Origin of the sequence: Streptomyces megasporus, assembly GCF_000718985.1 — a bacterium.
Classification (GTDB): domain Bacteria; phylum Actinomycetota; class Actinomycetes; order Streptomycetales; family Streptomycetaceae; genus Streptomyces; species Streptomyces megasporus.
In genome coordinates, this window is record NZ_JODL01000003.1 from 1 (window position 1) to 22,256 (window position 22,256).

Annotated in this window: 20 protein-coding genes and 2 pseudogenes; 18 read left to right on the forward strand and 4 right to left on the reverse strand. The window is 72.4% G+C overall.

Annotation, left to right across the window (positions count from 1 at the left end; translation table 11 throughout):
• The 3 genes and pseudogenes from IF47_RS27425 to IF47_RS0103545 form a co-directional block, all read left to right on the forward strand.
• Window positions 1-237: pseudogene (locus IF47_RS27425) on the forward strand (aa3-type cytochrome oxidase subunit I); the annotation flags it as partial.
• Window positions 234-632, forward strand: coding sequence for a cytochrome c oxidase subunit 4 (locus IF47_RS0103540; RefSeq protein ID WP_031506521.1), 399 nt, complete (start codon window positions 234-236; stop codon window positions 630-632). The pseudogene IF47_RS27425 and the gene IF47_RS0103540, both read left to right, overlap by 4 nt.
• A 103-nt stretch (window positions 633-735) precedes the next feature.
• On the forward strand, window positions 736-1,947 hold the full coding sequence (locus IF47_RS0103545) for a L,D-transpeptidase (RefSeq protein ID WP_051716939.1): 1,212 nt from the start codon (window positions 736-738) through the stop codon (window positions 1,945-1,947).
• Between the two features lie 113 nt (window positions 1,948-2,060).
• Here IF47_RS0103545 and IF47_RS0103550 read toward each other — a convergent pair whose 3' ends face one another.
• On the reverse strand, window positions 2,061-2,465 hold the full coding sequence (locus IF47_RS0103550) for a DNA-binding transcriptional response regulator (RefSeq protein ID WP_031506524.1): 405 nt from the start codon (window positions 2,463-2,465) through the stop codon (window positions 2,061-2,063).
• A 247-nt stretch (window positions 2,466-2,712) separates the two neighbouring features.
• On the opposite strand from IF47_RS0103550, the gene ctaE reads away from it, so the two are divergent.
• From ctaE to trpD, 5 genes are all read left to right on the forward strand, one after another.
• A complete protein-coding gene (ctaE, locus tag IF47_RS0103555) occupies window positions 2,713-3,321 on the forward strand; it encodes an aa3-type cytochrome oxidase subunit III (protein WP_031506526.1) in 609 nt (202 codons plus the stop codon).
• 105 nt (window positions 3,322-3,426) lie between these two features.
• The gene (gene qcrC / locus IF47_RS0103560) at window positions 3,427-4,236 is read left to right on the forward strand and encodes a cytochrome bc1 complex diheme cytochrome c subunit (protein WP_031506528.1); all 810 of its coding nucleotides are present in this window, start codon (window positions 3,427-3,429) and stop codon (window positions 4,234-4,236) included.
• Window positions 4,233-5,291, forward strand: coding sequence for a cytochrome bc1 complex Rieske iron-sulfur subunit (qcrA, locus tag IF47_RS0103565; RefSeq protein WP_031506529.1), 1,059 nt, complete (start codon window positions 4,233-4,235; stop codon window positions 5,289-5,291). Before qcrC ends, qcrA begins: the two co-directional genes overlap by 4 nt.
• On the forward strand, window positions 5,288-6,922 hold the full coding sequence (gene qcrB, locus IF47_RS0103570) for a cytochrome bc1 complex cytochrome b subunit (protein WP_031506530.1): 1,635 nt from the start codon (window positions 5,288-5,290) through the stop codon (window positions 6,920-6,922). The genes qcrA and qcrB overlap by 4 nt, the downstream gene beginning before the upstream one ends.
• A gap of 178 nt (window positions 6,923-7,100) precedes the next feature.
• Window positions 7,101-8,165 (forward strand): anthranilate phosphoribosyltransferase, encoded by a 1,065-nt coding sequence (trpD, locus tag IF47_RS0103575; RefSeq protein WP_031506531.1) that lies wholly within the window; start codon window positions 7,101-7,103, stop codon window positions 8,163-8,165.
• Window positions 8,166-8,270: 105 nt separating this feature from the next.
• On the opposite strand, the gene IF47_RS0103580 is transcribed toward trpD, so the two are convergent.
• Window positions 8,271-8,552 (reverse strand): Lrp/AsnC ligand binding domain-containing protein, encoded by a 282-nt coding sequence (locus IF47_RS0103580; protein ID WP_031506533.1) that lies wholly within the window; start codon window positions 8,550-8,552, stop codon window positions 8,271-8,273.
• A 457-nt stretch (window positions 8,553-9,009) separates the two neighbouring features.
• Here IF47_RS0103580 and IF47_RS0103585 point away from each other — a divergent pair, with 457 nt between their 5' ends.
• From IF47_RS0103585 to IF47_RS0103600, 4 genes and pseudogenes are all read left to right on the forward strand, one after another.
• Complete coding sequence (locus IF47_RS0103585; protein ID WP_031506535.1) at window positions 9,010-9,249, forward strand: hypothetical protein; 240 nt, start codon at window positions 9,010-9,012, stop codon at window positions 9,247-9,249.
• A gap of 19 nt (window positions 9,250-9,268) precedes the next feature.
• Window positions 9,269-10,615 (forward strand): NYN domain-containing protein, encoded by a 1,347-nt coding sequence (locus IF47_RS0103590; RefSeq protein ID WP_031506537.1) that lies wholly within the window; start codon window positions 9,269-9,271, stop codon window positions 10,613-10,615.
• A 297-nt stretch (window positions 10,616-10,912) separates the two neighbouring features.
• A pseudogene (locus IF47_RS27430) lies at window positions 10,913-11,796 on the forward strand (C40 family peptidase).
• Window positions 11,797-12,145: 349 nt separating this feature from the next.
• Complete coding sequence (locus IF47_RS0103600) at window positions 12,146-13,132, forward strand: C40 family peptidase (protein WP_031506538.1); 987 nt, start codon at window positions 12,146-12,148, stop codon at window positions 13,130-13,132.
• 6 nt (window positions 13,133-13,138) lie between these two features.
• Here IF47_RS0103600 and IF47_RS0103605 read toward each other — a convergent pair whose 3' ends face one another.
• A complete protein-coding gene (locus IF47_RS0103605; protein WP_051716941.1) occupies window positions 13,139-14,419 on the reverse strand; it encodes a glycosyltransferase 87 family protein in 1,281 nt (426 codons plus the stop codon).
• A gap of 62 nt (window positions 14,420-14,481) precedes the next feature.
• Between IF47_RS0103605 and IF47_RS0103610 the strand changes: the two genes are divergently transcribed.
• Window positions 14,482-15,639 (forward strand): glycosyltransferase family 4 protein, encoded by a 1,158-nt coding sequence (locus tag IF47_RS0103610; protein ID WP_031506541.1) that lies wholly within the window; start codon window positions 14,482-14,484, stop codon window positions 15,637-15,639.
• A 131-nt stretch (window positions 15,640-15,770) separates the two neighbouring features.
• On the opposite strand, the gene IF47_RS0103615 is transcribed toward IF47_RS0103610, so the two are convergent.
• The gene (locus tag IF47_RS0103615; RefSeq protein WP_031506542.1) at window positions 15,771-17,570 is read right to left on the reverse strand and encodes an AMP-dependent synthetase/ligase; all 1,800 of its coding nucleotides are present in this window, start codon (window positions 17,568-17,570) and stop codon (window positions 15,771-15,773) included.
• A gap of 313 nt (window positions 17,571-17,883) precedes the next feature.
• Here IF47_RS0103615 and IF47_RS0103620 point away from each other — a divergent pair, with 313 nt between their 5' ends.
• The 5 genes from IF47_RS0103620 (at window position 17,884) to IF47_RS0103640 (ending at window position 22,228) form a co-directional block, all read left to right on the forward strand.
• Window positions 17,884-18,645: a metallophosphoesterase family protein gene (locus tag IF47_RS0103620; protein WP_031506543.1), complete on the forward strand. Its 762-nt coding sequence runs from the start codon at window positions 17,884-17,886 to the stop codon at window positions 18,643-18,645.
• Between the two features lie 96 nt (window positions 18,646-18,741).
• A complete protein-coding gene (locus IF47_RS0103625; RefSeq protein ID WP_031506545.1) occupies window positions 18,742-19,188 on the forward strand; it encodes an SRPBCC family protein in 447 nt (148 codons plus the stop codon).
• A gap of 11 nt (window positions 19,189-19,199) precedes the next feature.
• Complete coding sequence (locus tag IF47_RS0103630) at window positions 19,200-20,420, forward strand: ArsA family ATPase (RefSeq protein WP_031506547.1); 1,221 nt, start codon at window positions 19,200-19,202, stop codon at window positions 20,418-20,420.
• Window positions 20,421-20,605: 185 nt separating this feature from the next.
• A complete protein-coding gene (locus IF47_RS0103635; protein WP_031506548.1) occupies window positions 20,606-21,178 on the forward strand; it encodes a DUF5304 family protein in 573 nt (190 codons plus the stop codon).
• Between the two features lie 108 nt (window positions 21,179-21,286).
• Entirely contained in the window at window positions 21,287-22,228 is a 942-nt protein-coding gene (locus IF47_RS0103640) for an ROK family glucokinase (RefSeq protein WP_031506549.1), read from the forward strand.
• Window positions 22,229-22,256 lie beyond the last annotated feature (28 nt).

Sequence of the window (22,256 nt, forward strand, 5' to 3'; positions counted from 1 at the left end):
ACGGCCCGGTACGCGCCGAAGATCGAGGTGGACGACCCCTGGGGCTACGGCCGCTCCCTGGAGTGGGCGACCTCCTGCCCGCCGCCCCGGCACAACTTCCTCTCCCTGCCGCGGATCCGTTCCGAATCCCCGGCGTTCGACCTGCACCACCCGGAGGTCGCGGCCCTCGACCAGCTCGAGAACACCAAGGGCTCCGGGGACAAGGTGCTCGCCGGTGGCAAGGAGGCCGGTAAGTGAAGATCCAGGGACGCATGTTCATCTGGCTGTCGGCCTTCATCCTGGCCGTGGCCCTCGTCTACGGCCTGTGGTCGAAGGAGCCGGTCGGCACCACGGCCCTGTTCATGGCCTTCGGCCTGTGCATCATGGTCGGCTACTACCTGGCCTTCACGGCCCGCCGAGTGGACACCGGAGCGCAGGACAACAAGGACGCGGACGTCGCCGACGACGCCGGTGAACTGGGCTTCTTCAGCCCGCACAGCTGGCAGCCGCTGGCTCTGGGCGGCGGGTGCGCGTTCGCCTTCCTGGGCATCGCCATCGGCTGGTGGTTCCTGCTGATCTCCCTGCCGCTGCTGCTCGTCGGCCTGTTCGGCTGGGTGTTCGAGTACTACCACGGGGAGAACCAGAACCAGTAACCCTTCCCCATCACGAACGGGTCATCTCCGGACACGCTCCGGAGATGACCCGTTCGCACGTATCCGGCTCGTCCGTTCCGTGCGGCGTTCCTACCGTGGCAGCATGAGCCGAGGATCACGCGGGACAGCACTGATCTGCTTCCTGATACTCGCGCCGCTGGCGGTGGGGCCCGCCGCCTGCAGCGGCAACGACCAGCCTTCGGACGCGGCCCCCTACGACGCGACCGCCCACGTGGCGCTGAACGTCGGGGAGAACGGCCGCGCGGTGGACCCGGACAAACCACTGGAGATCACCGCGCGCGACGGCAGCCGGATCACGGCCGTCCGCGCGATCGACACGGCGGGGCGCCCGCTGGACGGCGCGCTCTCCGCCGACGGCGCCCGCTGGCGCAGTTCCACTCCGCCGGCCGCCGCGACGCGTTACACGGTCGTGGTCAGCACCGAGAAGGACGGCGCTCCCGGCCGTCGCACCGTCGACCTCGCCACCCGTCCGGCCGAGGGAGGCAAGGAACTCGGCATCGTCTTCGGCCCGGCCCGCGGCACCTACGGCGTGGGCCAGCCCCTCACCGCCGAACTCGACCGGACGGTGGGAAGCGGCGAGGAGCGCGCGATCGTGGAGCGCGCGCTGAAGGTCGAGTCCACGCCCGCGATCGCCGAGGGCTCCTGGTACTGGGTGGACGGCAGGACGCTGCACTACCGTCCGCGCACCTACTGGCCCGCGCACGCCACCGTCGTGGTCCGCAGCGCCCTGGAGGGCGTGTGGATCCGGGACGGGCTGCGCGGCGGGGAGACGAAGCCCCTGAGCATCCGGACGGGTGACCGCGTCGAGGCCGTCGTGGACATCGACGACACCCGGATGACGGTCAGGAAGAACGGCAAGACCCTCAAGACCGTCCCGGTCACCACCGGCAAGCCCGGATTCCGCACCCGGGAGGGCGTCAAGGTGGTCCTCGGGCGGCAGGCCAACGTACGGATGACCGGAACCAGCATCGGCATCCCCGAGGGCAGCCCCGAGTCCTACGACCTGCCCGTGCAGTGGGCCACGCAGCTCACCGAGAGCGGCGAGTACGCCCACGCCGCGCCCTGGTCGGCCGAGTTCCACGGCCGGGACAACGTCAGCCACGGCTGTACGGGGATGAGCGTGGAGAACGCCCACTGGTTCTTCACCACCGTCCGGCAGGGCGACATCGTCCGGTATGTCGACGGAGAGGAGGACTCCCCGAGGATGCCGCCCTTCGGCAACGGCTTCGGCGACTGGAACCTGTCCTGGGAGGAGTGGAGGAAGGGCAGTGCCCTGCGGGCCGACCGGACCTGAGCCTCTTCACGGCGGACGGGCCGCCGCGGGTGGTGAGACCCGCGGCGGCCCGTCGTCGTTCGTTGTCGCCTGTCGTCGTCTGTCGTCGTCTGTCGCCGTTCGTCGTCGGCGGTTCAGGCGGCCGTGCGCTGCAGCCTGTGGCGCAGCAGCCCGGCCAGGGAGTCGGCGAGGGTCGCCGGGTCCACCGGCTGGGGGACGGCCGCCTCGGCACGGCTCCAGGTGGCCAGCCAGGCGTCCTGCGGGCGACCGATCAGCAGCAGGACGGGCGGGCAGTCGAAGATCTCGTCCTTGATCTGGCGGCACACGCCCATCCCCCCGGCCGGCACCGCCTCGCCGTCCAGGACACAGACGTCGACGCCGCCCTCCTCCAGGAGGCCGAGCACCGCGGGGAGCGTGGCGCACTCGATGTACTCGACCGGCGGCACGTCGGCGGCCGGCCGACGCCCGGCGGCCAGCCGCACCTGCTCGCGGGTGTTGGCGTCGTCGCTGTAGACCAGCACCGTGGCGGTCGGCTGCATGGTTCCTCCGTGTCCTCGGGGTCCTCGGGGCCGCGGGCCCCCGGATCCTCGGCCCCGAAGGTCCAGGGGCCGGGGGCCGGGGGATCGACAAGCCGTCTCGTGGCCGGATGCTACTCCTGTCGGAGGCGGCCCGGCAGGGTTCCGGCGACGTGCCGGGAGGGTCCGACGGAGCCGGTCGCAAGCCCTTGACACACCGAACAGCACCCCCCGGAGTGAGGGCGGGATAAGCGACCGACATAATGTCGGCGTGGCGACAGCAACTGCAGTAGATACCGGGCACGCGCACCCGTCGGTCAATCGACCGAACCTCACCAGCGTCGGAACCATCGTCTGGCTGAGTTCCGAGCTGATGTTCTTCGCGGCCCTTTTCGCGATGTACTTCACCCTGCGATCGGTGACCGGTCCCGAGTACTGGTCGGAGCAGACGGACATCCTGAACCTTCCGTTCGCATCGACCAACACCACGATCCTGGTGCTCTCCTCCCTCACCTGCCAGCTCGGCGTCTTCGCCGCCGAGCGCGGTGACGTGAAGAGGCTCCGGATGTGGTTCGTGGTCACCTTCGTCATGGGTGCCATCTTCATCGGCGGCCAGATCTTCGAGTACACGGAGCTGGTCCACCAGGGGGTGAGTATCTCCTCGGGGCCCTACGGGTCGGCGTTCTACCTGACCACGGGCTTCCACGGCATCCACGTGATCGGCGGCCTGATCGCCTTCCTGTTCGTCCTGGGCCGGACGTACGCGGCCAGGAGGTTCACCCACCACCAGGCCACCGCGGCCATCGTGGTGTCCTATTACTGGCACTTCGTCGATGTGGTCTGGATCGGTCTCTTCGCCACGATCTACCTGATCAAGTGATCCGGTGATCCGGGTCCGCCGTCGATTCGCGCGACGGGGACCGCGGCGGACTGACAGACACAGACAGAAGCAACGACGCAGAAGATCCTGACACCGGGGTAATCCGTGAAAAAGCTCTCCGCACGACGGCGCCATCCGCTGGCGGCGCTCGTCGTCCTACTCTTCGCGCTGGCGGCCACCGGGGGGCTGTACGCCGCGTTCGCTCCGGCGGACGAGGCGAAGGCCGACACCTCGGCCCAGTCCCTCGCCATCGAGGAGGGCAAGAAGCTATACGCCACCGGCTGCTCCAGCTGCCACGGAACCGGTGGCCAGGGCACCTCCGACGGCCCCAGCCTGGTGGGCGTCGGTGCCGCTGCCGTGGACTTCCAGGTGGGCACCGGCCGCATGCCGGCCCAGTCCCCGGGCGCCCAGGCGCCCGACAAGCCGCGGGTCTACGACCAGAAGGAAATCGATCAGCTCGCGGCCTACATCGCCTCGCTGGGCCCCGGCCCGAGCATCCCGACCGAGGAGGACTACAACCCCTCGGGTGCCGACAGCGCCGCGGGTGGTGAGCTGTTCCGCACCAACTGCGCGCAGTGCCACAACTTCACCGGCAAGGGCGGCGCTCTGACGCACGGCAAGTACGCACCGCCGCTGAACGACGTCGATCCCAAGTACGTCTACGAGGCGATGCTCCACGGTCCGCAGAACATGCCCGCCTTCCCCGACAGCGTCATGCCTCCGGAGGAGAAGCGGGAGATCATCGCGTACCTCCAGGACGTCAACGGCAAGGAGACGGCGAGCCCCGGCGGCTTCGGCCTGGGCGGCTTCGGCCCGGTGGCCGAGGGCATGTTCGCCTGGACCATCGTCCTCGCCCTTCTGATCTGCACCGCCGTGTGGGTCGCGGCACGCACCGCCAAGGCCAGGAAGTCATGAGTAGCCACACCGGAACCCACGAAGACGAGAACCTCCCCGGCGAGCGCGAGACCGCTCACGGCGAGGTGGCGAACAGGGAGAACCCCTTCGCCGACCCCGGGCTGCCGCCCCACGAGCCGCGCAAGCAGGACATCGACGAGCGGGCCGCCAAGCGGTCCGAGCGCACCGTTGCCCTGCTGTTCACGGTGTCGATGCTGGCCACCATCGGCTTCATCGCCTCGTACGTGATCTTCCCGATCGACCAGATGGTGACCATCTGGCCGCTGGGCAAGATCAGCGCACTGAACTTCTCGCTCGGCATGACGCTGGGCATCGCCCTGTTCTGCATCGGCGCCGGCGCGGTCCACTGGGGCCGCACGCTGATGTCGGACCACGAGCTGATCGGTGAGCGTCACCCGATCGAGGCGGACGAGGAGACCAAGCAGAAGGTCCTCGCCGACTTCCACCAGGGCGCCAAGGAGTCGCAGATCGGCCGTCGCAAGCTGGTCCGCAACACCATGTTCGGCGCGCTGGCCCTGGTGCCGCTCTCCGGTGTGGTGCTGCTGCGCGACCTCGGCCCCCTGCCTGAGGACAAGCTCCGGCACACCGCCTGGGCCAAGGGCAAGATGCTGGTGAACCAGAACACCGGCGAGCCCCTGCGCCCGGAGGACATCACGGTCGGCACGCTGGCCTTCGCCCAGCCCGAGGGGCTGGAGGAGGGCAGCCACGATTTCCAGAAGGAGATCGCCAAGGCCGCCGTGATGCTCGTCCGGCTGGAGCCGAACGACATCAAGGACAAGCGGGAACTGGACTGGTCCCACGAGGGCATCGTGGCCTTCTCCAGGATCTGCACCCACGTCGGCTGCCCGGTTACCCTGTACGAGCAGCAGACGCACCATGTGCTGTGCCCGTGCCACCAGTCGACCTTCGACCTGGCCGACGGGGCGCGCGTGATCTTCGGGCCTGCCGGTCACCCTCTGCCGCAGTTGCGGATCAGTGTCAACGACGAGGGCTATCTCGTGGCGGAGGACGACTTCGCGGAGCCCGTCGGCCCGACCTTCTGGGAGCGCGGATGAGTACCACAAGCGAGGCCCCGAAGCGCCGGGGCAAGGCGCCCGCCGGCGAGCGGGTCGCCGACTGGGCCGACGGCCGGCTGGGCATCTACGGCCTGGCCAAGGCCAACATGCGGAAGATCTTTCCGGACCACTGGTCCTTCATGCTCGGAGAGGTCTGCCTCTACAGCTTCATCATCATCATCCTGACCGGCGTCTACCTGACGCTGTTCTTCCACCCGAGCATGGCCGAGGTGACCTACCACGGCGCCTACGTGCCGATGCAGGGTGTGCACATGTCGGAGGCGTACGCCTCGACGCTGGACATCAGCTTCGACGTCCGCGGCGGTCTGCTCATGCGGCAGATCCACCACTGGGCCGCGCTGGTGTTCCTGGTCGGCATGTTCGTGCACATGATGCGCGTCTTCTTCACCGGCGCGTTCCGCAAGCCGCGCGAGATCAACTGGCTGTTCGGCTTCCTGCTGCTGGTGCTGGGCATGTTCACCGGCTTCACCGGCTACTCGCTGCCGGACGACCTGCTCTCGGGCACCGGCATCCGGTTCATGGAGGGCGCCGTCCTCTCCGTCCCGGTGGTCGGCACCTACCTCGCCTTCTTCATCTTCGGTGGCGAGTTCCCGGGCACGGAGATCATTCCGCGGTTCTTCGTGGCGCACGTCCTGCTGCTGCCCGGCATCATGCTGGGGCTCGTGGTGGCGCACCTGATCCTGGTCTTCTACCACAAGCACACCCAGTTCGCCGGTCCCGGCCGGACGGAGAAGAACGTCGTCGGCATGCCGCTGCTGCCGGTCTACATGGCCAAGGCGGGAGGCTTCTTCTTCCTGGTCTTCGGCATCATCGCGATCATCTCCGCGACGTTCACCATCAACCCGGTCTGGGTGCTGGGCCCGTACCGTCCGGACCAGGTGTCCACCAACGCGCAGCCCGACTGGTACATGGGCTTCTCCGAGGGCCTGATCCGCGCGATGCCGGGCTGGGAGATCGTGTTGCCGGGCGGCTACACGCTCGCCCTGGGCGTGTTCATCCCGCTGATGATCTTCCCGCTGATCCTGGCGGCGATCGCCGTGTACCCGTTCATCGAGTCCTGGGTCACCGGGGACAAGCGGGAGCACCACATCCTGGACCGCCCGCGCAACGCCCCGACGCGCACCGCCTTCGGCATGGCCTGGCTCAGCCTGTACTTCGTGTGCCTGATCGGTGGTGGCAACGACCTGTGGGCCACCCACTTCCACCTGTCGATCAACGCCATCACCTGGTTCGTCCGCATCGGGTTCTTCGCGGTGCCGGTGATCACCTTCATCGTCACCAAGCGGATCTGCCTGGGTCTGCAGCGGCGTGACCGCGAGAAGGTGCTCCACGGCCGGGAGAGCGGCATCATCAAGCGGCTGCCGCACGGTGAGTTCGTCGAGGTGCACGAGCCGCTCTCGCAGGAGCAGCTCCACACCCTCACCGCGCACGAGCAGTACAAGCCGCTGGAGATCGGCCCGGAGGTGGACGAGAACGGCGTGGCCCGCAAGGTCGGCCGGGTGCAGAAGCTCCGTGCCAGGCTCAGCCGTGGTTACTACGGAGAGGGCAACCAGATCCCGAAGCCGACGGTGGAGGAGTACAAGGAGCTCACCAGCGGCCACGGTCACTGAGGCTCCAAGCGAAAGTCGCCACATGTGGGCCCCGCTCCCTCCGGTCGGAGGGGGCGGGGCCCCGGCGTGTCCGGAGTGCGGTCATCGACCGTGGGAAGCGGCGCGCACGCCGTAGGCTGGCGTGGGGCCGCCGGGACGGCCGGGCCCCTCGTGAATCGAAGATGCCAGGAGTGATCCCATGAGCGCTGTTACCCCTACCGGAGGCGACACCGCGGCGGCCCACACCTGGCCGGACGTGCTGAGTGCGCTGCTGGCCGGTGAGGATCTGTCCGCCGACAGCACCGCCTGGGCGATGGACCGCATCATGAGGGGCGAGGCGACCGACGCCCAGATCGCCGGTTTCGCGGTGGCGCTGCGGGCCAAGGGCGAGACGGTCGACGAGGTCGTCGGGATGGTCCGCGCGATGTACGGGCACGCCAAGGTGATCGAGGTGCCGGGCCCGTCGGTCGACATCGTCGGCACCGGCGGCGACCGGGCCAGAACGGTGAACATCTCGACGATGTCCTCGATCGTGGTGGCTGGCACCGGCGCCAAGGTCGTCAAGCACGGCAACCGCGCGGCCTCCAGCGCGTGCGGGACGGCGGACGTGCTGGAGAAGCTGGGGGTCAACCTGGACCTGGCGCCGGAGCGGGTCGCCGAGGTCGCCGCCGAGGCCGGGATCAGCTTCTGCTTCGCGGTGAAGTTCCACCCCTCGCTGCGCCACGTGGGGGCCGCCCGGAAGGAACTGGGCGTCGCGACCGTCTTCAACTTCCTCGGCCCGCTGACCAACCCCGCCCGGGTGGGGGCCCAGGCCACCGGGGTCGCCGATGCCCGGATGGCGCCGATCGTTGCGGGCGTGCTCGCCGAGCGCGGGGTCTCCGCGCTGGTCTTCCGGGGCGACGACGGGTTGGACGAGCTGACCACCACGAGCACCTCGACGGTGTGGACGGTCGGGAACGGCGAGGTCCGCAGCGAGGTCTTCGACCCGCGGGACGTCGGCATCGAACTGGTGCCGCTGGAGGCGCTGCGCGGCGGGGACCCCGCCCACAACGCGGACGTGGTGCGGCGGCTGCTGGACGGCGAGAACGGTCCCGTGCGGGACGCGGTGCTGCTGAACTCCGCCGCCGCGCTGGTCGCCCTGGAGCCGGGCGACGCGCCGCTGACCGAGCGGATCGCGGCCGGCATGGAGCGGGCCGCGGAGTCCATCGACTCCGGCGCGGCCAAGGCGGCGCTGGAGCGCTGGGTGGCGGTCAGCAACGCCTGACGGGCATCGGAGGCGGGGCCGCTCGGGCACGTCCCGGGCGGCCCCGTCCGCGCCGGGCGAGGCGTGCGCGGCGGCTTCCCCGGCGGGCGGTCCGCCCGGCCGCCGTCAGGAGTCGAGCCCGATGGCGAAGGCGGCCTCCAGGTCGTGCCGGGAGTAGGTCCGGAAGGCGATGTGGGTCTCGGTGGACTCCACGCCGGGGACCTTGCTGATCCGGCCCGGGATGACCTCGGCGAGCTCCTCGTGCCGCGCGACGCGGACGATGGCGATCAGGTCGTGGGCACCGGTCACCGAGTAGACCTCGCTGACCCCTTCCAGCGCGGCGATCTCCTCGGCGATCTCCGGGATGCGGTCGGTGCTGGTCTTGATGAGCACGATCGAGGTGATCACGGTTTTCCCTTCTTCGGGGGAGGCTCCGAGGCGCGGTGGCCGCCGGCGGATTCCCCCGGGAGACTGCGTTTCCCTTGGCCGCCGGGGTCGGCCCGCCCACTGTAGCCCGCCGCGTCCGGGTCCCCCGTGCGCGGCGGGGTCCGCGTCCGAGGCCCCGCCGCGCCCGGCGGCCGGCGGCCCGCGCGGGGATGATGACGGCTCGGATACGGGCAGCACGCCAGGGCGCACCCGGCGGTCGTCAGGTCGTAGGGTTGCGGGGATACCGCGGTCGAGTGTCCGACGGCACGTGTGACGTGGGAAAACCGGGGCAATCGGGGCACCCGGGGCATCCGCCGCGCCGAAGGCGGCGAGGCGGAGAAGACGGGACAGCGGAAGAGACGACGCGAGGACGAGCAGGAGCGCCGGTGACGCCGGGGGTGCCGGCGGCGCAGGGAGCACCGAAGGAAAGGACGGAACGATGCCGGTTCCCCGACCGAACGAAGGAACGCGGTGGCGCTGCACCATGTGCGGCAACCTCACCCGCTTCGACGTGACGCGCTCCAGCAGGGTGGTGGAGTACGTGCACCTGGACCTGGCGGGAGAGCCGAGGGTGGAGGAGCGCGAGGTCCTCAGCGAGGAGATCGAATCGGTGCGCTGCCGCTGGTGCAACGCGGTGGACCAGGTCGAACTGGTCGACCGTCCCGGCGCGCAGGTGTGACGACGGACGGGATGCGGACGTGGCGGAACGGACGGGTGGTGAGCGCGAACCGGAAGAGGAGACGCTCGACCACCCACTGCCGGAGAAGGTGCGCCGCCGGGTGGTGGCGCTGACGGGGGACGCGCTCGGCGGGCTGACCGTCGCCGAACTGCCCGTCCCCCTGCGGCAGTACGCCCGTTTCACCCCCCAGCGGCGGGTCAGGTTCGCGGGCAACGCCATGGCCGCCTCGCTGGAGAGCGACACCGTCTTCCGGCAGCGTGTCGCCGAGCGGTTGCGCAAAGGGCTGCCGGAGCTGGCCGAGGCGGTGGAGGGCGGTACGCTGCCGGCCGCCGCGGACCCGGTGGACGTGGCCGCGGTCGCGTACGTGCTGCGCCCCCAGGGGTGGGTCAAGCTCGTCGCCGCGGCGGGCGAGGAGGCCCAACGGGTCCAGGCCGAGCGGGCGGGCGAGGAGGCCGAGCGGGAGGTGGCCCGGCTCCGGGAGGAGCTGGCCCGGGCCAAAGCGGCGACGCGCGCCGACACCGAGCGGCTCCGCGCGGAGTTGGACGCGGCCCGCAAAGAGGTCGACGTCCTCCACCGCAAGCTGCGCAGCGCGCAGAGCGACGTCAAGCGGGGCGAGGCGGCGGTGCGCAAGGTACGGGCCGAACTGGAGGCGGTGCGGGCCGAGGCCGCGGTGGAGAAGGCGAACGCGGAGAACGAGGCGCGCCGGCTGCGGACGCGTCTGGCGGAGGTCGAGTCGGCCCTGGAGGCGAACCGCCGGGCGGTGCGGGAAGGGCGCAGCGCGGAGGACATGCGGCTGCGGCTGCTGCTCGACACGGTGCTGGACGCGGCCCAGGGGCTGCGGCGCGAACTCGCGCTGCCCCCCGTCACGATGCGTCCGGCGGAGACGGTGGACGCGGTGGAGCCCGGCCGGATGACCCCCAGGGACATCGCGCGGCGCGCCCTGTCCGAGGAGGACCCCGCGCTGCTCGACCAGTTGCTGGCGCTGCCCCAGGCGCACCTGGTGGTGGACGGGTACAACGTCACCAAGACCGGCTACCCGTCGCTGCCCCTGGAGAAGCAGCGGCTGCGGCTGCTGGGCGGACTGGCGGGCCTGGCGGCCCAGACGGGCGCCGAGGTGACCTGCGTCTTCGACGGGGCGGACCTGGTGGCCCCGGTGCTGCTGGCGCCGCCCCGGGGGGTCCGGGTGCTGTTCAGCAAACCCGGGCAGACCGCCGACGAGCTGATCCGGCGTCTGGTGCGCGCCGAGCCGCCGGGACGTCCGGTGGTGGTGGTCTCCGCGGACCGCGAGGTGGCGGACGGAGTGGCCGCGGCCGGGGCCCGACCGGTGGCGTCGGTGCTGCTGCTGCGCCGTCTCGGCCGCACCTGACGCCTCGTCACGGAGGCGGCGGGGGTCCGGAATGTCCGTCGGGGAGGGCACTCAGCGTCAGCTCGCGGTCGCTGCGCGTTGGGCAATGGTAAAGGATGTGGTCGTTGAGCGAGATTTTTCCTATGAGGATTTGAAGCGATCACAGCGCATGGCTAGTGTCTGGCCCGAACCTCCGCGCGGTTGATCACCCAACCGGGGTGGCAGCGGAGGTACCGCCGAATCCGCTGCGCTCATCGCGGAGCCGGGTGGCCCCCAACCACTCCCGGCAGGCGGCTGAGGAAGAAGGAGCTCGCCCCAGTGGCGTCCCACCGTCGACCCAAGCAGCCGAACCGCACCCGGGTGACCGTACTGACCGCGACCGCAGCGGCGGCGGTCGCGCTCTCCTCTCAGGCGGCGCAGGCTGATCCGAAGCCCTCCAAGGACGAAGTCAAGGCCAAGGTCGACAACCTCTACGAGGAGGCCGAGGCCGCCACCGAGAAGTACAACGGCGCCAAGGAGAAGCAGGACAAGCTGGAGAAGCAGGTCAGCAACCTCCAGGACAGCGTCGCGCGCGGCCAGGACGAGCTGAACAAGCTGCGCGACGGGCTGGGCACCATGGCCACCGCCCAGTACCGCTCCGGGGGCATGGACAGGCGTCCGAGAAGCTGAAGGACCTGGAGGACACCCGCAAGGAACTCGAGGACAAGAAGAAGGACATCCAGGGCAAGCTCGCCGAGGCCCGGCAACTCCTGAACACCCTCACCGCGAAGGAGCGTCAGGAGCTGGCCGCCGAGGAGGCCCGCGCCAACCGCGCCTCCACGGACCGGGTGGACCTCGGCAGCTCGGCCTCCGCCACCCAGCGGGCCTCCGCCGCGCTCAACGCCGCCAAGACCAAGCTCGGCTCGCCCTACGTCTGGGGCGCCACCGGCCCCAACTCCTTCGACTGCTCCGGGCTGACCTCCTGGGCGTACAGCCAGGCCGGCGTCTCCCTGCCGCGCACCTCGCAGGCCCAGGCCAACGCCGGCACCCGGATCGGCATGAGCCAACTCGCCCCGGGCGACCTGGTCTTCTTCTACGGCGACCTGCACCACGTCGGCCTCTACGCCGGCAACGGGCAGATCCTCCACGCCCCCAAGCCGGGTGCCAACGTGCGCTACGAGTCGATCAACAACATGCCGTTCATGTTCGGCGTGCGCGTCTGACCGGAGCCCCCCGCGGTCGCTCCGGCCGCTCCACCGCCTTCCTCCCTCCCCCGTCCGGGTGAACCCGGGCGGGGGAGGATCTTTCCGCCGCCCCGTCCGTGCGCAGGTCACGGGCGGGGTGACGGGTTCCGCCGGAGGAAACGGTTCGCGAACCGACGGTGTCCGCGCGGCTACTCTCGGCTCTCCGTGTTCCCGCGTGTCGCCCGGCCCCACCCGGGCCGCGGGAGCTGTCGTGGAGAACTCCTCACGAAGGGAGAGCGGCCTCACCGTGGTCTCGCACCGGTCCACCCGAGACGGCTCCGGACGACGCACCGACCGGCGACGCCCCCCACACCCCGGCGTCTTCGGCCTGGGCGGCAGGGTCACCGCGCTCTCCGCCGCGGCGGGCGCGGCGGCGGCCCTGACGGCCGCACCGGCGGGCGCCGACCCGGGAGGGACGGGCGAACCGGCCGTGACGAGCGCACGGGTGGACCACCTCTACACGGAGGCGGAACGGGCCACCGAGGAGTACAACGCCGTCGCCGAGCGCGTGGACGACCTCCGCGAGGAGGTGGAACGGGCCCAGGACGACGCGGCGCGCGACCAGGAGAAGGTCAACCGGATGCGCGGCGCCCTGGGAGTCCTGGCGAGCGCCCAGTACCGCTCCGGGGGCGTGGAGCCGTCCCTGCGGCTGCTCCTCTCCGAGGACCCCGAGGAGTACCTCGCCAAGGCCGCCACCCTGGACCGGATCAACAGCCGTCAGGCCGCCCGGCTCAAGGTCTTCCAGCGCGCCACGCGGACCCTGGAGCAGCGGCGCACCGAGGCCCGCGGGAAGCTCGCCGAACTGAGGCGCCAACGCGAACTCCTGCGCAGGCACCGGGCGACCGTCCAGCGCAAGCTCGGTGCCGCCCAACGGCTGCTCAACCGACTCTCGCCCGAGGAGCGCGCGGCCCGTGACCGCGCCTCGCGCGGCGCCGACCGCTCCGTCCCGGTCGGGACGGCGTTCCCCTCGCCGCGGGCCGCCGCTGCGGTGGCCGCCGTGCGGAGCGCGGTCGGTTCGCCGTACGCGTGGGGGCAGGCCGGCCCGCACGCCTTCGACTGCTCGGGCCTGACCCACTGGGCGTACGGCCGGGCCGGCGTCGCCCTGCCGCGCACCTCACAGGGACAGCTCCACGCCGGGCGGCACGTACCGCCGGACCAGGCCCTCCCCGGCGACCTGGTCGTCTACCGGTCGGACGCAGGCCACGTGGGGATGTACGTCGGCGGCGGCCAGGTCGTCCACGCCCCGCACCCCGGGGCGAGGGTGCGCCACGACCCGATCGGGATGATGCCGATCGCCGCCGTCGTCCGCCCCTGACCCGACTCACCGGGCGAGGAGCCCGTCCTTCCGGTCGCGGGACGCCGTGCGGTCGATCCCACCGCCACCGTCCCCGGCGTCTCCGACGGCGGGACCGGCCGCGCGGCGACGGGGCTCGGTCACCGTCGTGCGCCACAGCCGGGCGCAGGCCAGGACGGCGGCGGCCACCAGCAGCCCGTTGCGCACCACCAGCAGGGTGATGCCCAGCGCGTCGCTCGCCACCACGCTCCCGAAGTTGAGGGGGAACTCCAGCAGCGTCACCCCCGTCGCCACGACGACCAGCAGGGCGGGCAGGCCCTGGCGTCCGGTGCGCAGCGTCACGCACACCGCCGCCAACCCCACGAGCCAGACCATGTACTGCGGGCTGATCACCCGGCTGGTGACGGTGAACAGCAGCACGGCGGCGAACGCGGCGTCCGCCGCCGTGCTCGCCGTCCACTCCACCGCCCGCGTCCGCCACCACAGCAGCCAGCCGAACGCCGCGACGGTGCACGCCATGGCCGCGGTGCTCACCACGTCCACGTACGGGCCGAGGAACTCCACCGAGCCGTAGTTCAGCAGCACCTGCCCATCCCAGCCGAAGTGCCGCGCCACGTGGAAGACCAGGGCGCCCACCGACTCCACCTCGGTGCCGCGGTCCCGCTGGTGGGTGAGGAAGTCCAGCGCGCCCGGCATGGCGACGGCGAACGCGGCGGTCAGCAGCAGCGCCACCGCCACGGCGGTGCCCCACACGATCCGGGTGACCCGCCCGCGGGGAGTGCCGACGAGCAGCAGCGCGGGCCACACCTTCAACAGCGCCCCGAAGGCGGCCAGCGCCCCCGCCGCCCTCGGCCGACGGGCCAGGGCCAACAGCGCGGCCACGGCGACGGCGGTGACCATCAGGTCGTAGCGCGCGTACGCGGTCGGGCCCAGCAGCGGCACCCCGGCCACCCACACCCACGCCCCCGCGCACCGGGTCCGTCGCACGCCCCTGGGCGTCCGTCGGCCGGCGTACAGCAGCAGCCCGAAGGCGACCGCGTCCACCGCGCAGGCCAACACATAGAAGGCCGCCGGATACTCCAGGAACGGCAGCAGGGCGGGGGAGAGGATCGCGAGCGCGGCGGCGGGCGGATACTGCCAGGTGACGTCGTCCGGCGGGAAGACCCCCGTCCGCAGCACCTCGTACCAGCCGCGGTAGATCACCGAGACGTCGCTGGTGACGTCCGGCCCCGGCACCGTGATCACCTTGAACACGCACAGGAGCAGCACGGTCCGGGTGGCGGCCCAGGCCGCGACGGGAAGGCGCATGGACCGACCGTACCGGGTGCGGCCCGCGAGCCCGGACCGGCGCCGTTGTACTGTCGGCGGCGATGGACAAGACCCTGATCGTCACCAACGACTTCCCGCCCCGCCCCGGGGGCATCCAGGCGTTCCTGCACAGCATGGCGCTGCGGCTGGACCCCGAGCGGGTCGTCGTCTACGCCTCGACCTGGAAGAGGAGTCGGGAGGGCGTCGAGGCGACCGCCCGCTTCGACGCCGAACAGCCCTTCACGGTGGTGCGCGACCGCACCACCATGCTGCTGCCCACCCCGCGCGTGACGCGCCGGGCCGTGGAGCTGCTGCGCGAACACGGCTGCTCCTCGGTGTGGTTCGGGGCGGCGGCGCCGCTCGGTCTGATGGCGCCCGCGCTGCGCCGGGCGGGCGCGAAGCGCCTGGTGGCGACCACCCACGGCCACGAGGCGGGCTGGGCCCAACTGCCCGTCGCCCGGCGGCTGCTGCGCCGGATCGGCGAGGACACCGACACCCTCACCTACCTCGGCGAGTACACCCGCTCCCGGATAGCCGGCGCGCTCACCGACGAGGCGGCGGCCCGGATGGTCCACCTGCCGCCCGGCGTCGACGAGAAGACCTTCCACCCCGGCTCCGGCGGCGACGCCGTACGGGCCCGGCTCGGACTCGCCGACCGGCCGGTCGTGGTGTGCGTCTCACGGCTGGTGCCGCGCAAGGGACAGGACACCCTCATCCGGGCCATGCCGCGCGTCCTGGCCGAGGTGCCCGACGCGGTGCTGCTGATCGTCGGCGGCGGCCCGTACGGGAAGACGCTGCGGGACCTGGCGGCGCGGACGGGCGTGGCCGACGCGGTGCGCTTCACCGGATCGGTGCCGTGGGAGGAACTGCCCGCCCACTACGGCGCGGGCGACGTCTTCGCCATGCCCTGCCGCACCCGCCGGGGCGGGCTGGACGTCGAGGGGCTCGGCATCGTCTACCTGGAGGCGTCGGCCACCGGACTGCCGGTCGTCGCGGGCGACTCCGGCGGCGCGCCCGACGCGGTGCTGGACGGGGAGACCGGCTGGGTGGTGCGCGGCGGAGCCCCCGCCGAGGAGGCGGCCCGGGAGACGGCCGAGCGGATCGTCACCCTGTTGAAGGACCCCGAACTCCGCCGCGGGATGGGCGAGCGCGGTCGGGAGTGGATCGAGGAACGCTGGCGCCGGGACCTGCTGGCGGAGCGTCTCCAGGCGCTGCTGTGACCGTCCGGCGTATCGGCGCGCGGAACGGTCCGTGAGGCGCCCGGGCGCTCGGACGCGACCCCGTCCCGGACGGAGGTGACGTCCGGGACGGAGGGGCCGGCGAGCGTCCGGCCGCCGCCCCGGAGGCCGGACTACCCGTACAGCGCCTCGATCTCCCGCGCGAAGTCCCGGGCGACCACGTTGCGCTTGAGCTTCAAAGAGGGCGTCAGATGGCCGGACTCCTCGGTGAACTGAGTCGGCAGGATGCGGAACTTGCGGACCGACTCGGCCCGGGAGACGGCGGAGTTGCCGTCGTCCACCGCCTGCTGGACGGCGGCCAGCAACTCGGGATCGGCGAGCAACTCCTCCCGCGACAGGCCCGACTTGCCGTGCTCCTCGGCCCACCGGGGCAGGAACTCCTCGTCCAGGGTGATCAGCGCCGCGACGAACGGCCGGCCGTCGCCCACCACCATGCACTCGGCGACCAGGGCGTGGGCCCGGATGCGGTCCTCGATGACGGCCGGGGCGACGTTCTTGCCGCCCGCCGTCACCAGGATCTCCTTCTTGCGGCCGGTGATGGCCAGATAGCCGTCCTCGTCGAGGGTGCCGACGTCACCGGTGTGGAACCAGCCGCCCTCCATCGCCTCGGCGGTGGCCGCCTCGTTGTTCCAGTAGCCGCTGAACAGGTGCTCGCCGCGCAGCAGCACCTCGCCGTCCTCCGCGATGCGGATGGCCGACCCCGGCAGCGGCTGCCCGACCGTGCCGATCTTCGGCCGGTCGTAGGGGTTGAACGCGGTCGCCGCGCAGGACTCGGTGAGGCCGTAGCCCTCCAGCACCGTGAAGCCGATGCCGCGGTAGAAGTGCCCCAGCCGCTCCCCGAGCGGGGCGCCGCCGGAGATGGCGTGGGTGGCCCGGCCGCCCAGCACCGCGCGCAGCTTGCCGTAGACCAGCTTGTCGAACAGCCGGTGCTTCAGCCGCAGGCCCAGCGAGGGGCCCGACGGGGCGTCCAGCGCGCGGCTGTAGGCGATCGCGGTCTCCGCGGCCCGGTCGAAGATCTTCCCCTTGCCCTCGGCCCGCGCCTTGGCCCGCGCCGAGTTGTAGACCTTCTCGAAGACCCTCGGCACGCCCAGGATCAGCGTCGGACGGAAGCCGGCCAGATCGTCGGTGAGGTGCTTGACGTCGGGGCTCAGACCGAGCCGGATCGGCGCCATGACGCTCGCCAACTGCACCATGCGGCCGAAGACGTGGGCGACCGGGAGGAAGAGCAGCACCGACCCCTGGCCGGTGACGAACAGCGGTTTGAGGCGCTCGACCACATTGCCGCACTCCGCGAAGAACGCGCGGTGGGAGAGGACGCAGCCCTTGGGACGGCCGGTGGTGCCGGAGGTGTAGACGATGGTGGCCGGGGAGTCGGCGTCGGCGGCGGAACCGTACTCGTCCAGGACCTCGTCGGCGATGTGCGTGCCGGAGTCGACCAGCTTCCGCACCGCGCCGTCGTCGATGGTCCACAGGTGCGCCAGGTTCGGCAGCCGGTCGTGGACGGACTCCACCGCGGCGGCGTGGGCGCCGGTCTCCACGAGGCAGCCGACGGCCCCGGAGTCCTCCAGGATCCACTGGATCTGCTCGGGCGAGCTGGTCTCGTAGATCGGCACGGTCACCCCGCCCGCGCTCCAGATCGCGAAGTCCAGCAGCGTCCACTCGTAGCGGGTGCGCGACATCAGGCCGATCCGGTCGCCGGGGCGGACGCCCGCGGCGATCAGCCCCTTGGCCGTGGACCGCATCTCGGCCAGGAACTCCTCGGCGGTCAGGTCCAGCCAGCGGCCGGGGTCGGCCGGGTCCTTGCGGGCGATGACGGGAACGTCCGGGTGCTGAACGGCGTTTCGGCGGATGAGATCGGTCAGATTTCCGTCCGCGGGCACCTCGTACAGGGCCGGAAGGCTGAACTCGCGCAAAACTGTTGCTCCTCGTCGGCGCCGCCACGGACACCGCTGGGGTACGGCCTCCGTCGGCTCTGGCCCAAGACAGGGGGTCTTGAGGGGGACGATCCAGGACGTTACCCACCGGTATGGGACTCGGGGTAGGGGTGGCGTCGATATGTTCGGTGCGTCACACGCCACGGACTGTCTGAGAGCAGCGTAGTCCACCCGTCGGACGGCCCCGGCATAACCGCAGGTGGCACCGGATGCGGGCAGGAATGCGAGCAGGGAAGCGGACGGGGGCGCGCGACCCTGCCGCGCGCCGGGCGCGGGCGCCTAGGGTGACGCCATGCGAGTCCACGTGGTGAGCGACGTACACGGCAACAGTCGGGACCTGGCCCGCGCCGGCGAGGGGGCGGACGCCCTGGTCTGCCTGGGCGACCTGGTGCTGTTCATCGACTACGCCGACCACACCCGCGGCATCTTCCCCGACCTGTTCGGCGCCGAGAACACGAGCCGGTACGTCGAGCTGCGCACCGCCCGTCGCTTCGACGAGGCCCGCGCGCTGTCCGCCCGGCTGTGGGACGGCGTCGACCGCCGGGTCGCCCTGGAGAAGGCCGTGCGCCGCCAGTACGCCGAACTGTTCGCCGCCTTCCCCACCCCCACCTACGCCACCTACGGCAACGTCGACGTGCCCGACCTGTGGCCGGAGTACGCCGGGGAGGGCACCACCGTGCTGGACGGGCGGACGGTGGAGATCGGCGGCCTGCGCTTCGGGTTCGTCGGCGGCGGACTTCCCTCGCCGATGCGCACGCCCTACGAGGTCGACGAGGAGACCTACGCCGCGAAGGTCGCCGCGCTCGGCGAGGTCGACGTGCTGTGCTCGCACATCCCGCCCCTGGTGCCCGAGCTGTGCTACGACACCGTCGCCCGCCGCTTCGAGCGCGGCAGCGAGGCGCTGCTGGAGGCGATCCACCGGACACGCCCGCGGTACGCCCTCTTCGGGCACGTGCACCAGCCGCTGGTGCGGCGGACGCGGATCGGCCCCACCGAGTGCGTCAACGTCGGCCACTTCGCCGCCCGCGGCAGGCCCTGGGTGATGGAGTGGTGACGAGGGACGGCGACGGATCGGCGCGCGCCGCGCGGTAGCCTTCCACCGCAGGCAGCGGACCACCGGCCGAGCGCAGCAAGCGGAGGAGCCACAGGGATGGCCGAACACACCAGGTCGAGCATCGTCGTCGAGGCGGCACCCGCCGAGGTGATGGAGGTGATCGCCGACTTCGCCCGCTACCCGGAGTGGACGGGAGAGGTGAAGGAGGCCGAGGTGCTCTCCACCGACGACCGGGGCCGTGCCGAACAGGTCCGGCTGCTGCTGGACGCGGGCGCCATCCGGGACGAGCACACCCTCGCCTACGACTGGGTCGGCCCCCACGAGGTCCGCTGGTCCCTGGTGAAGTCCCAGATGCTGCGCACCCTGGACGGCGTGTACAGCCTCAAGGACCTCGACGGCGGTCGCACCGAGGTGACCTACCAGCTCACCGTGGACGTGAAGATCCCCATGCTCGGCATGATCAAGCGCAAGGCCGAGAAGGTCATCATCGACCGGGCCCTGGACGGGCTGAAGAAGCGCGTCGAGAGCGGCGGCCGGTCCTGAGCACTCCTCGCATGCGCACGGTCCTGGTCACCGGTGGCGGCGGCGCCGGACGCACCACCGTCGCCGCCGCCACCGCACTGGCCGCCGCCCGGCGCGGACACCGGACGCTGCTGCTCAGCGCCGAGGACCCCGACCTGCTCCGGGCGCTGTTCGACGCGGAGCCGGGCGGTTGCGCGGACGACGACGGGCCGCGCGAGGCGGCGCCGGGCCTCCACCTGGCCCGGATCGACCCCGCGGCCGACTTCCGGGCCCGGGCCGTGGCCCTCCAGGAGCGCGCCCGCTCCGCCCTGGACCTGCTGGGCGCCGAACCGCTGGACGACGACGAACTCGCCGAACCGCCCGGCGTCGACGCCCTCGCCCTGCTGCGCGCGCTGCGCGCGGCCCACACCCGCGGGGACGGGCACGACCTGCTCGTGGTGGACATGCCGCCCGCCGAACAGGCCGTGCGGACCCTGGCCCTGCCCGAGCGGACGCGGCGCTGGCTGCGGCGGCTGCTGCCCCCCGAACGACAGGCCGCCCGCGCGCTGCGACCGGTCCTGGCCCAGCTCGCCGGGGTGCCGATGCCCGCGCGGTCGCTGTACGAGGCGGCCGGGCGCCTGGACCGCGACCTCGCCGCCGTGCAGGCGGTGATCGAGGCGCCGGAGACGACCGTACGTCTGGTCCTCGCCCCCGGACCGGCGGCCGTCCGCGCGCTGCGCGCCGCCCGCGCCGGTCTCGCGCTCCACGGCCTGGCCGTGGACGCCGTGGTCGCCAACCGGCTGCTGCCCGACACCTCGCCCGACCCCTGGCTGGCGGACCTGGCCGCCGCCCAGCGGAAGGCGCTCGGCGACCTGGAGGCGGACGGCCCGGCCGGCGCGGTGCCCCGGTGCGAGCTGCCCCACCTGGGCCGGCACCCGCACGGTCCGGACGACCTCGGCGAACTGGCGGACCGGATCGCCGAACCGGCCGGCCCGTCCGCCCCCGCCCGGAACGGGACGGCGTGGACGGTGGAGGACCGGCTCGCCGCCGACGGCGTGCTCCTGTGGCGGCTGCCGCTGCCCGGGGCCGTCAAGGAGGCCCTGACGCTGGTGCGGCGCGGCGACGAGGTGGTGGTCACCACCGGACCGTTCCGGCGGGTGCTGCCGCTGCCCCCCGCGCTGCGCCGCTGCGCGGTGGTCGGGGCCCGGCTGGCGGACGGCGAGCTGTCGGTGCGCTTCGAGCCCGAGCCGGGGCTGTGGCCCGAGCGGGACTGACCGCCCGCCCCCGGTGCCCGGTATCGCTCGACGCACTCAACGCGGAGGGGGCGTTCGGGTAACGTCGAGGGAAAGAGCCCGTCCGACACGGACGGCCGCGGTCCCCGCGACCCGCCGGGGCTCCGACCCCCGGCGCCGCGGCCCCCGCCGTGGCCCCGCCGCAGTCACCGTCCCAGGAGCCCGCCATGAGCGAAGCCACCGAGCGCCCCGCCGACGCCGACCCCGACGCCTGGGCCACGGCCTGCGAGGAGGACCTCGCCGCCGAGCGGGAGCGCCGTCGCGAGCGGCACGGAACCCCGCCCGGCAGCGCCGCGGAGGAGCTGCGCCGGCTGGCCGAGGCGGTCGCCGGGAAACTCGCCGAACTCGGCGGCCCACTGGCCGGCCCGGCGGCTCGCGGCGTGGGCCGACAGGTCCAGCAGGTCGTCGCGCAGGCGAAGGCGGTGGTGGAACCCGTGGTCGAGCGCAACCCGAAGGTCTTCGAGCACCTCGCCGCGGCGGGCGGCGAACTGCTGGCGGCCTACCGCGCCGCCGTGGAGGACCAGGAGGCGCGCTGGACCCGGCAGGCCGCGGAGCGCGGCGGCGCCGCCCCGGAGGACGCCCCGGGGAGCGCTGCGGAGAACACGCCGGGGAGCACGTCGGGAAGCACGGGACCGAACGAGCCGGGCCGGGCGGACCGGACGGGCAAGAACCGGGCGAACCAGGACGAAGGCGACGCGGAAGACGGTCCCACGGGCTCCCAGAAGATCGATCTCGACTGAGATCCCACCTGCCCGGGGCCCGAACAGGCCCCGATCCGAGTCCGTTTCGACCCCCGCCCTCCGGTACGGTTGTGCGCAGCGGGGATCGACCGAGTAACTGAGGGACACATGGGACTCACCATCGGCGTCGACATCGGCGGTACGAAGATCGCGGCCGGCGTGGTCGATGAAGAGGGCGCGATCCTCGAGACCAGCACGGTGCCCACCCCGCACACCGCCGACGGCGTCATCGACGCGATAGCGGAAGCGGTCCGCACGGTCAGCACCGGGCACGAGATCGAGGCGGTCGGCATCGGCGCCGCCGGCTACGTCGACGACAAGCGGGCCACCATCATCTTCGCGCCCAACATCGACTGGCGGAACGAGGCGCTCAAGGACAAGGTCGAGCAGCGCGTCGACCTCCCCGTCGTCGTCGAGAACGACGCCAACGCCGCGGCCTGGGGCGAGTACCGCTTCGGCGCGGGCCAGGGCCACGACGACGTCGTGTGCATCACCCTGGGCACCGGCCTGGGCGGCGGCATCATCATCGGCGGCCGGCTGTACCGCGGACGCTTCGGCGTCGCGGCCGAGTTCGGCCACATCCGGGTCGTCCCCGACGGTCTGCTGTGCGGCTGCGGCAACCAGGGCTGCTGGGAGCAGTACGCCTCGGGCCGCGCCCTGGTCCGGTACGCCAAGCAGCGTGCCGTCGCCACCCCCGAGAACGCCACGATCCTCCTCTCCCTGGGCGACGGCACCCCCGAGGGCATCGAGGGCCGGCACGTCAGCCAGGCCGCCCGCCGGGGCTGCCCGGTGGCCGTCGACTCCTTCCGGGAACTGGCCCGTTGGGCCGGCGCGGGCCTGGCCGACCTGGCCTCCCTGTTCGACCCGTCCGCGTTCATCGTCGGCGGCGGCGTCTCGGACGAGGGCGACCTCGTCCTCGAACCGATCCGCAAGTCCTACCGCCGCTGGCTGGTGGGGAGCCGGTGGCGTCCGCAGGCCCAGGTCCTGGCCGCCCAGCTCGGCGGCAAGGCCGGTCTGGTCGGCGCGGCCGACCTGGCGCGCCAGGGCTGACGGCACGGAGGCGCGGGTGGGCCGGGAG

Bases quoted from the DNA above. Each gene is read 5' to 3' on its own strand.
- IF47_RS0103545 (WP_051716939.1), top strand. From the start codon at position 736: ATGAGCCGAGGATCACGCGGGACAGCACTGATCTGCTTCCTGATACTC.
- IF47_RS0103550 (WP_031506524.1), bottom strand. From the start codon at position 2,465: ATGCAGCCGACCGCCACGGTGCTGGTCTACAGCGACGACGCCAACACC.
- qcrA (WP_031506529.1), top strand. From the start codon at position 4,233: ATGAGTAGCCACACCGGAACCCACGAAGACGAGAACCTCCCCGGCGAG.
- qcrB (WP_031506530.1), top strand. From the start codon at position 5,288: ATGAGTACCACAAGCGAGGCCCCGAAGCGCCGGGGCAAGGCGCCCGCC.
- trpD (WP_031506531.1), top strand. From the start codon at position 7,101: ATGAGCGCTGTTACCCCTACCGGAGGCGACACCGCGGCGGCCCACACC.
- IF47_RS0103585 (WP_031506535.1), top strand. From the start codon at position 9,010: ATGCCGGTTCCCCGACCGAACGAAGGAACGCGGTGGCGCTGCACCATG.
- IF47_RS0103605 (WP_051716941.1), bottom strand. From the start codon at position 14,419: ATGCGCCTTCCCGTCGCGGCCTGGGCCGCCACCCGGACCGTGCTGCTC.
- IF47_RS0103610 (WP_031506541.1), top strand. From the start codon at position 14,482: ATGGACAAGACCCTGATCGTCACCAACGACTTCCCGCCCCGCCCCGGG.
- IF47_RS0103620 (WP_031506543.1), top strand. From the start codon at position 17,884: ATGCGAGTCCACGTGGTGAGCGACGTACACGGCAACAGTCGGGACCTG.
- IF47_RS0103625 (WP_031506545.1), top strand. From the start codon at position 18,742: ATGGCCGAACACACCAGGTCGAGCATCGTCGTCGAGGCGGCACCCGCC.
- IF47_RS0103630 (WP_031506547.1), top strand. From the start codon at position 19,200: ATGCGCACGGTCCTGGTCACCGGTGGCGGCGGCGCCGGACGCACCACC.
- IF47_RS0103635 (WP_031506548.1), top strand. From the start codon at position 20,606: ATGAGCGAAGCCACCGAGCGCCCCGCCGACGCCGACCCCGACGCCTGG.
- IF47_RS0103640 (WP_031506549.1), top strand. From the start codon at position 21,287: ATGGGACTCACCATCGGCGTCGACATCGGCGGTACGAAGATCGCGGCC.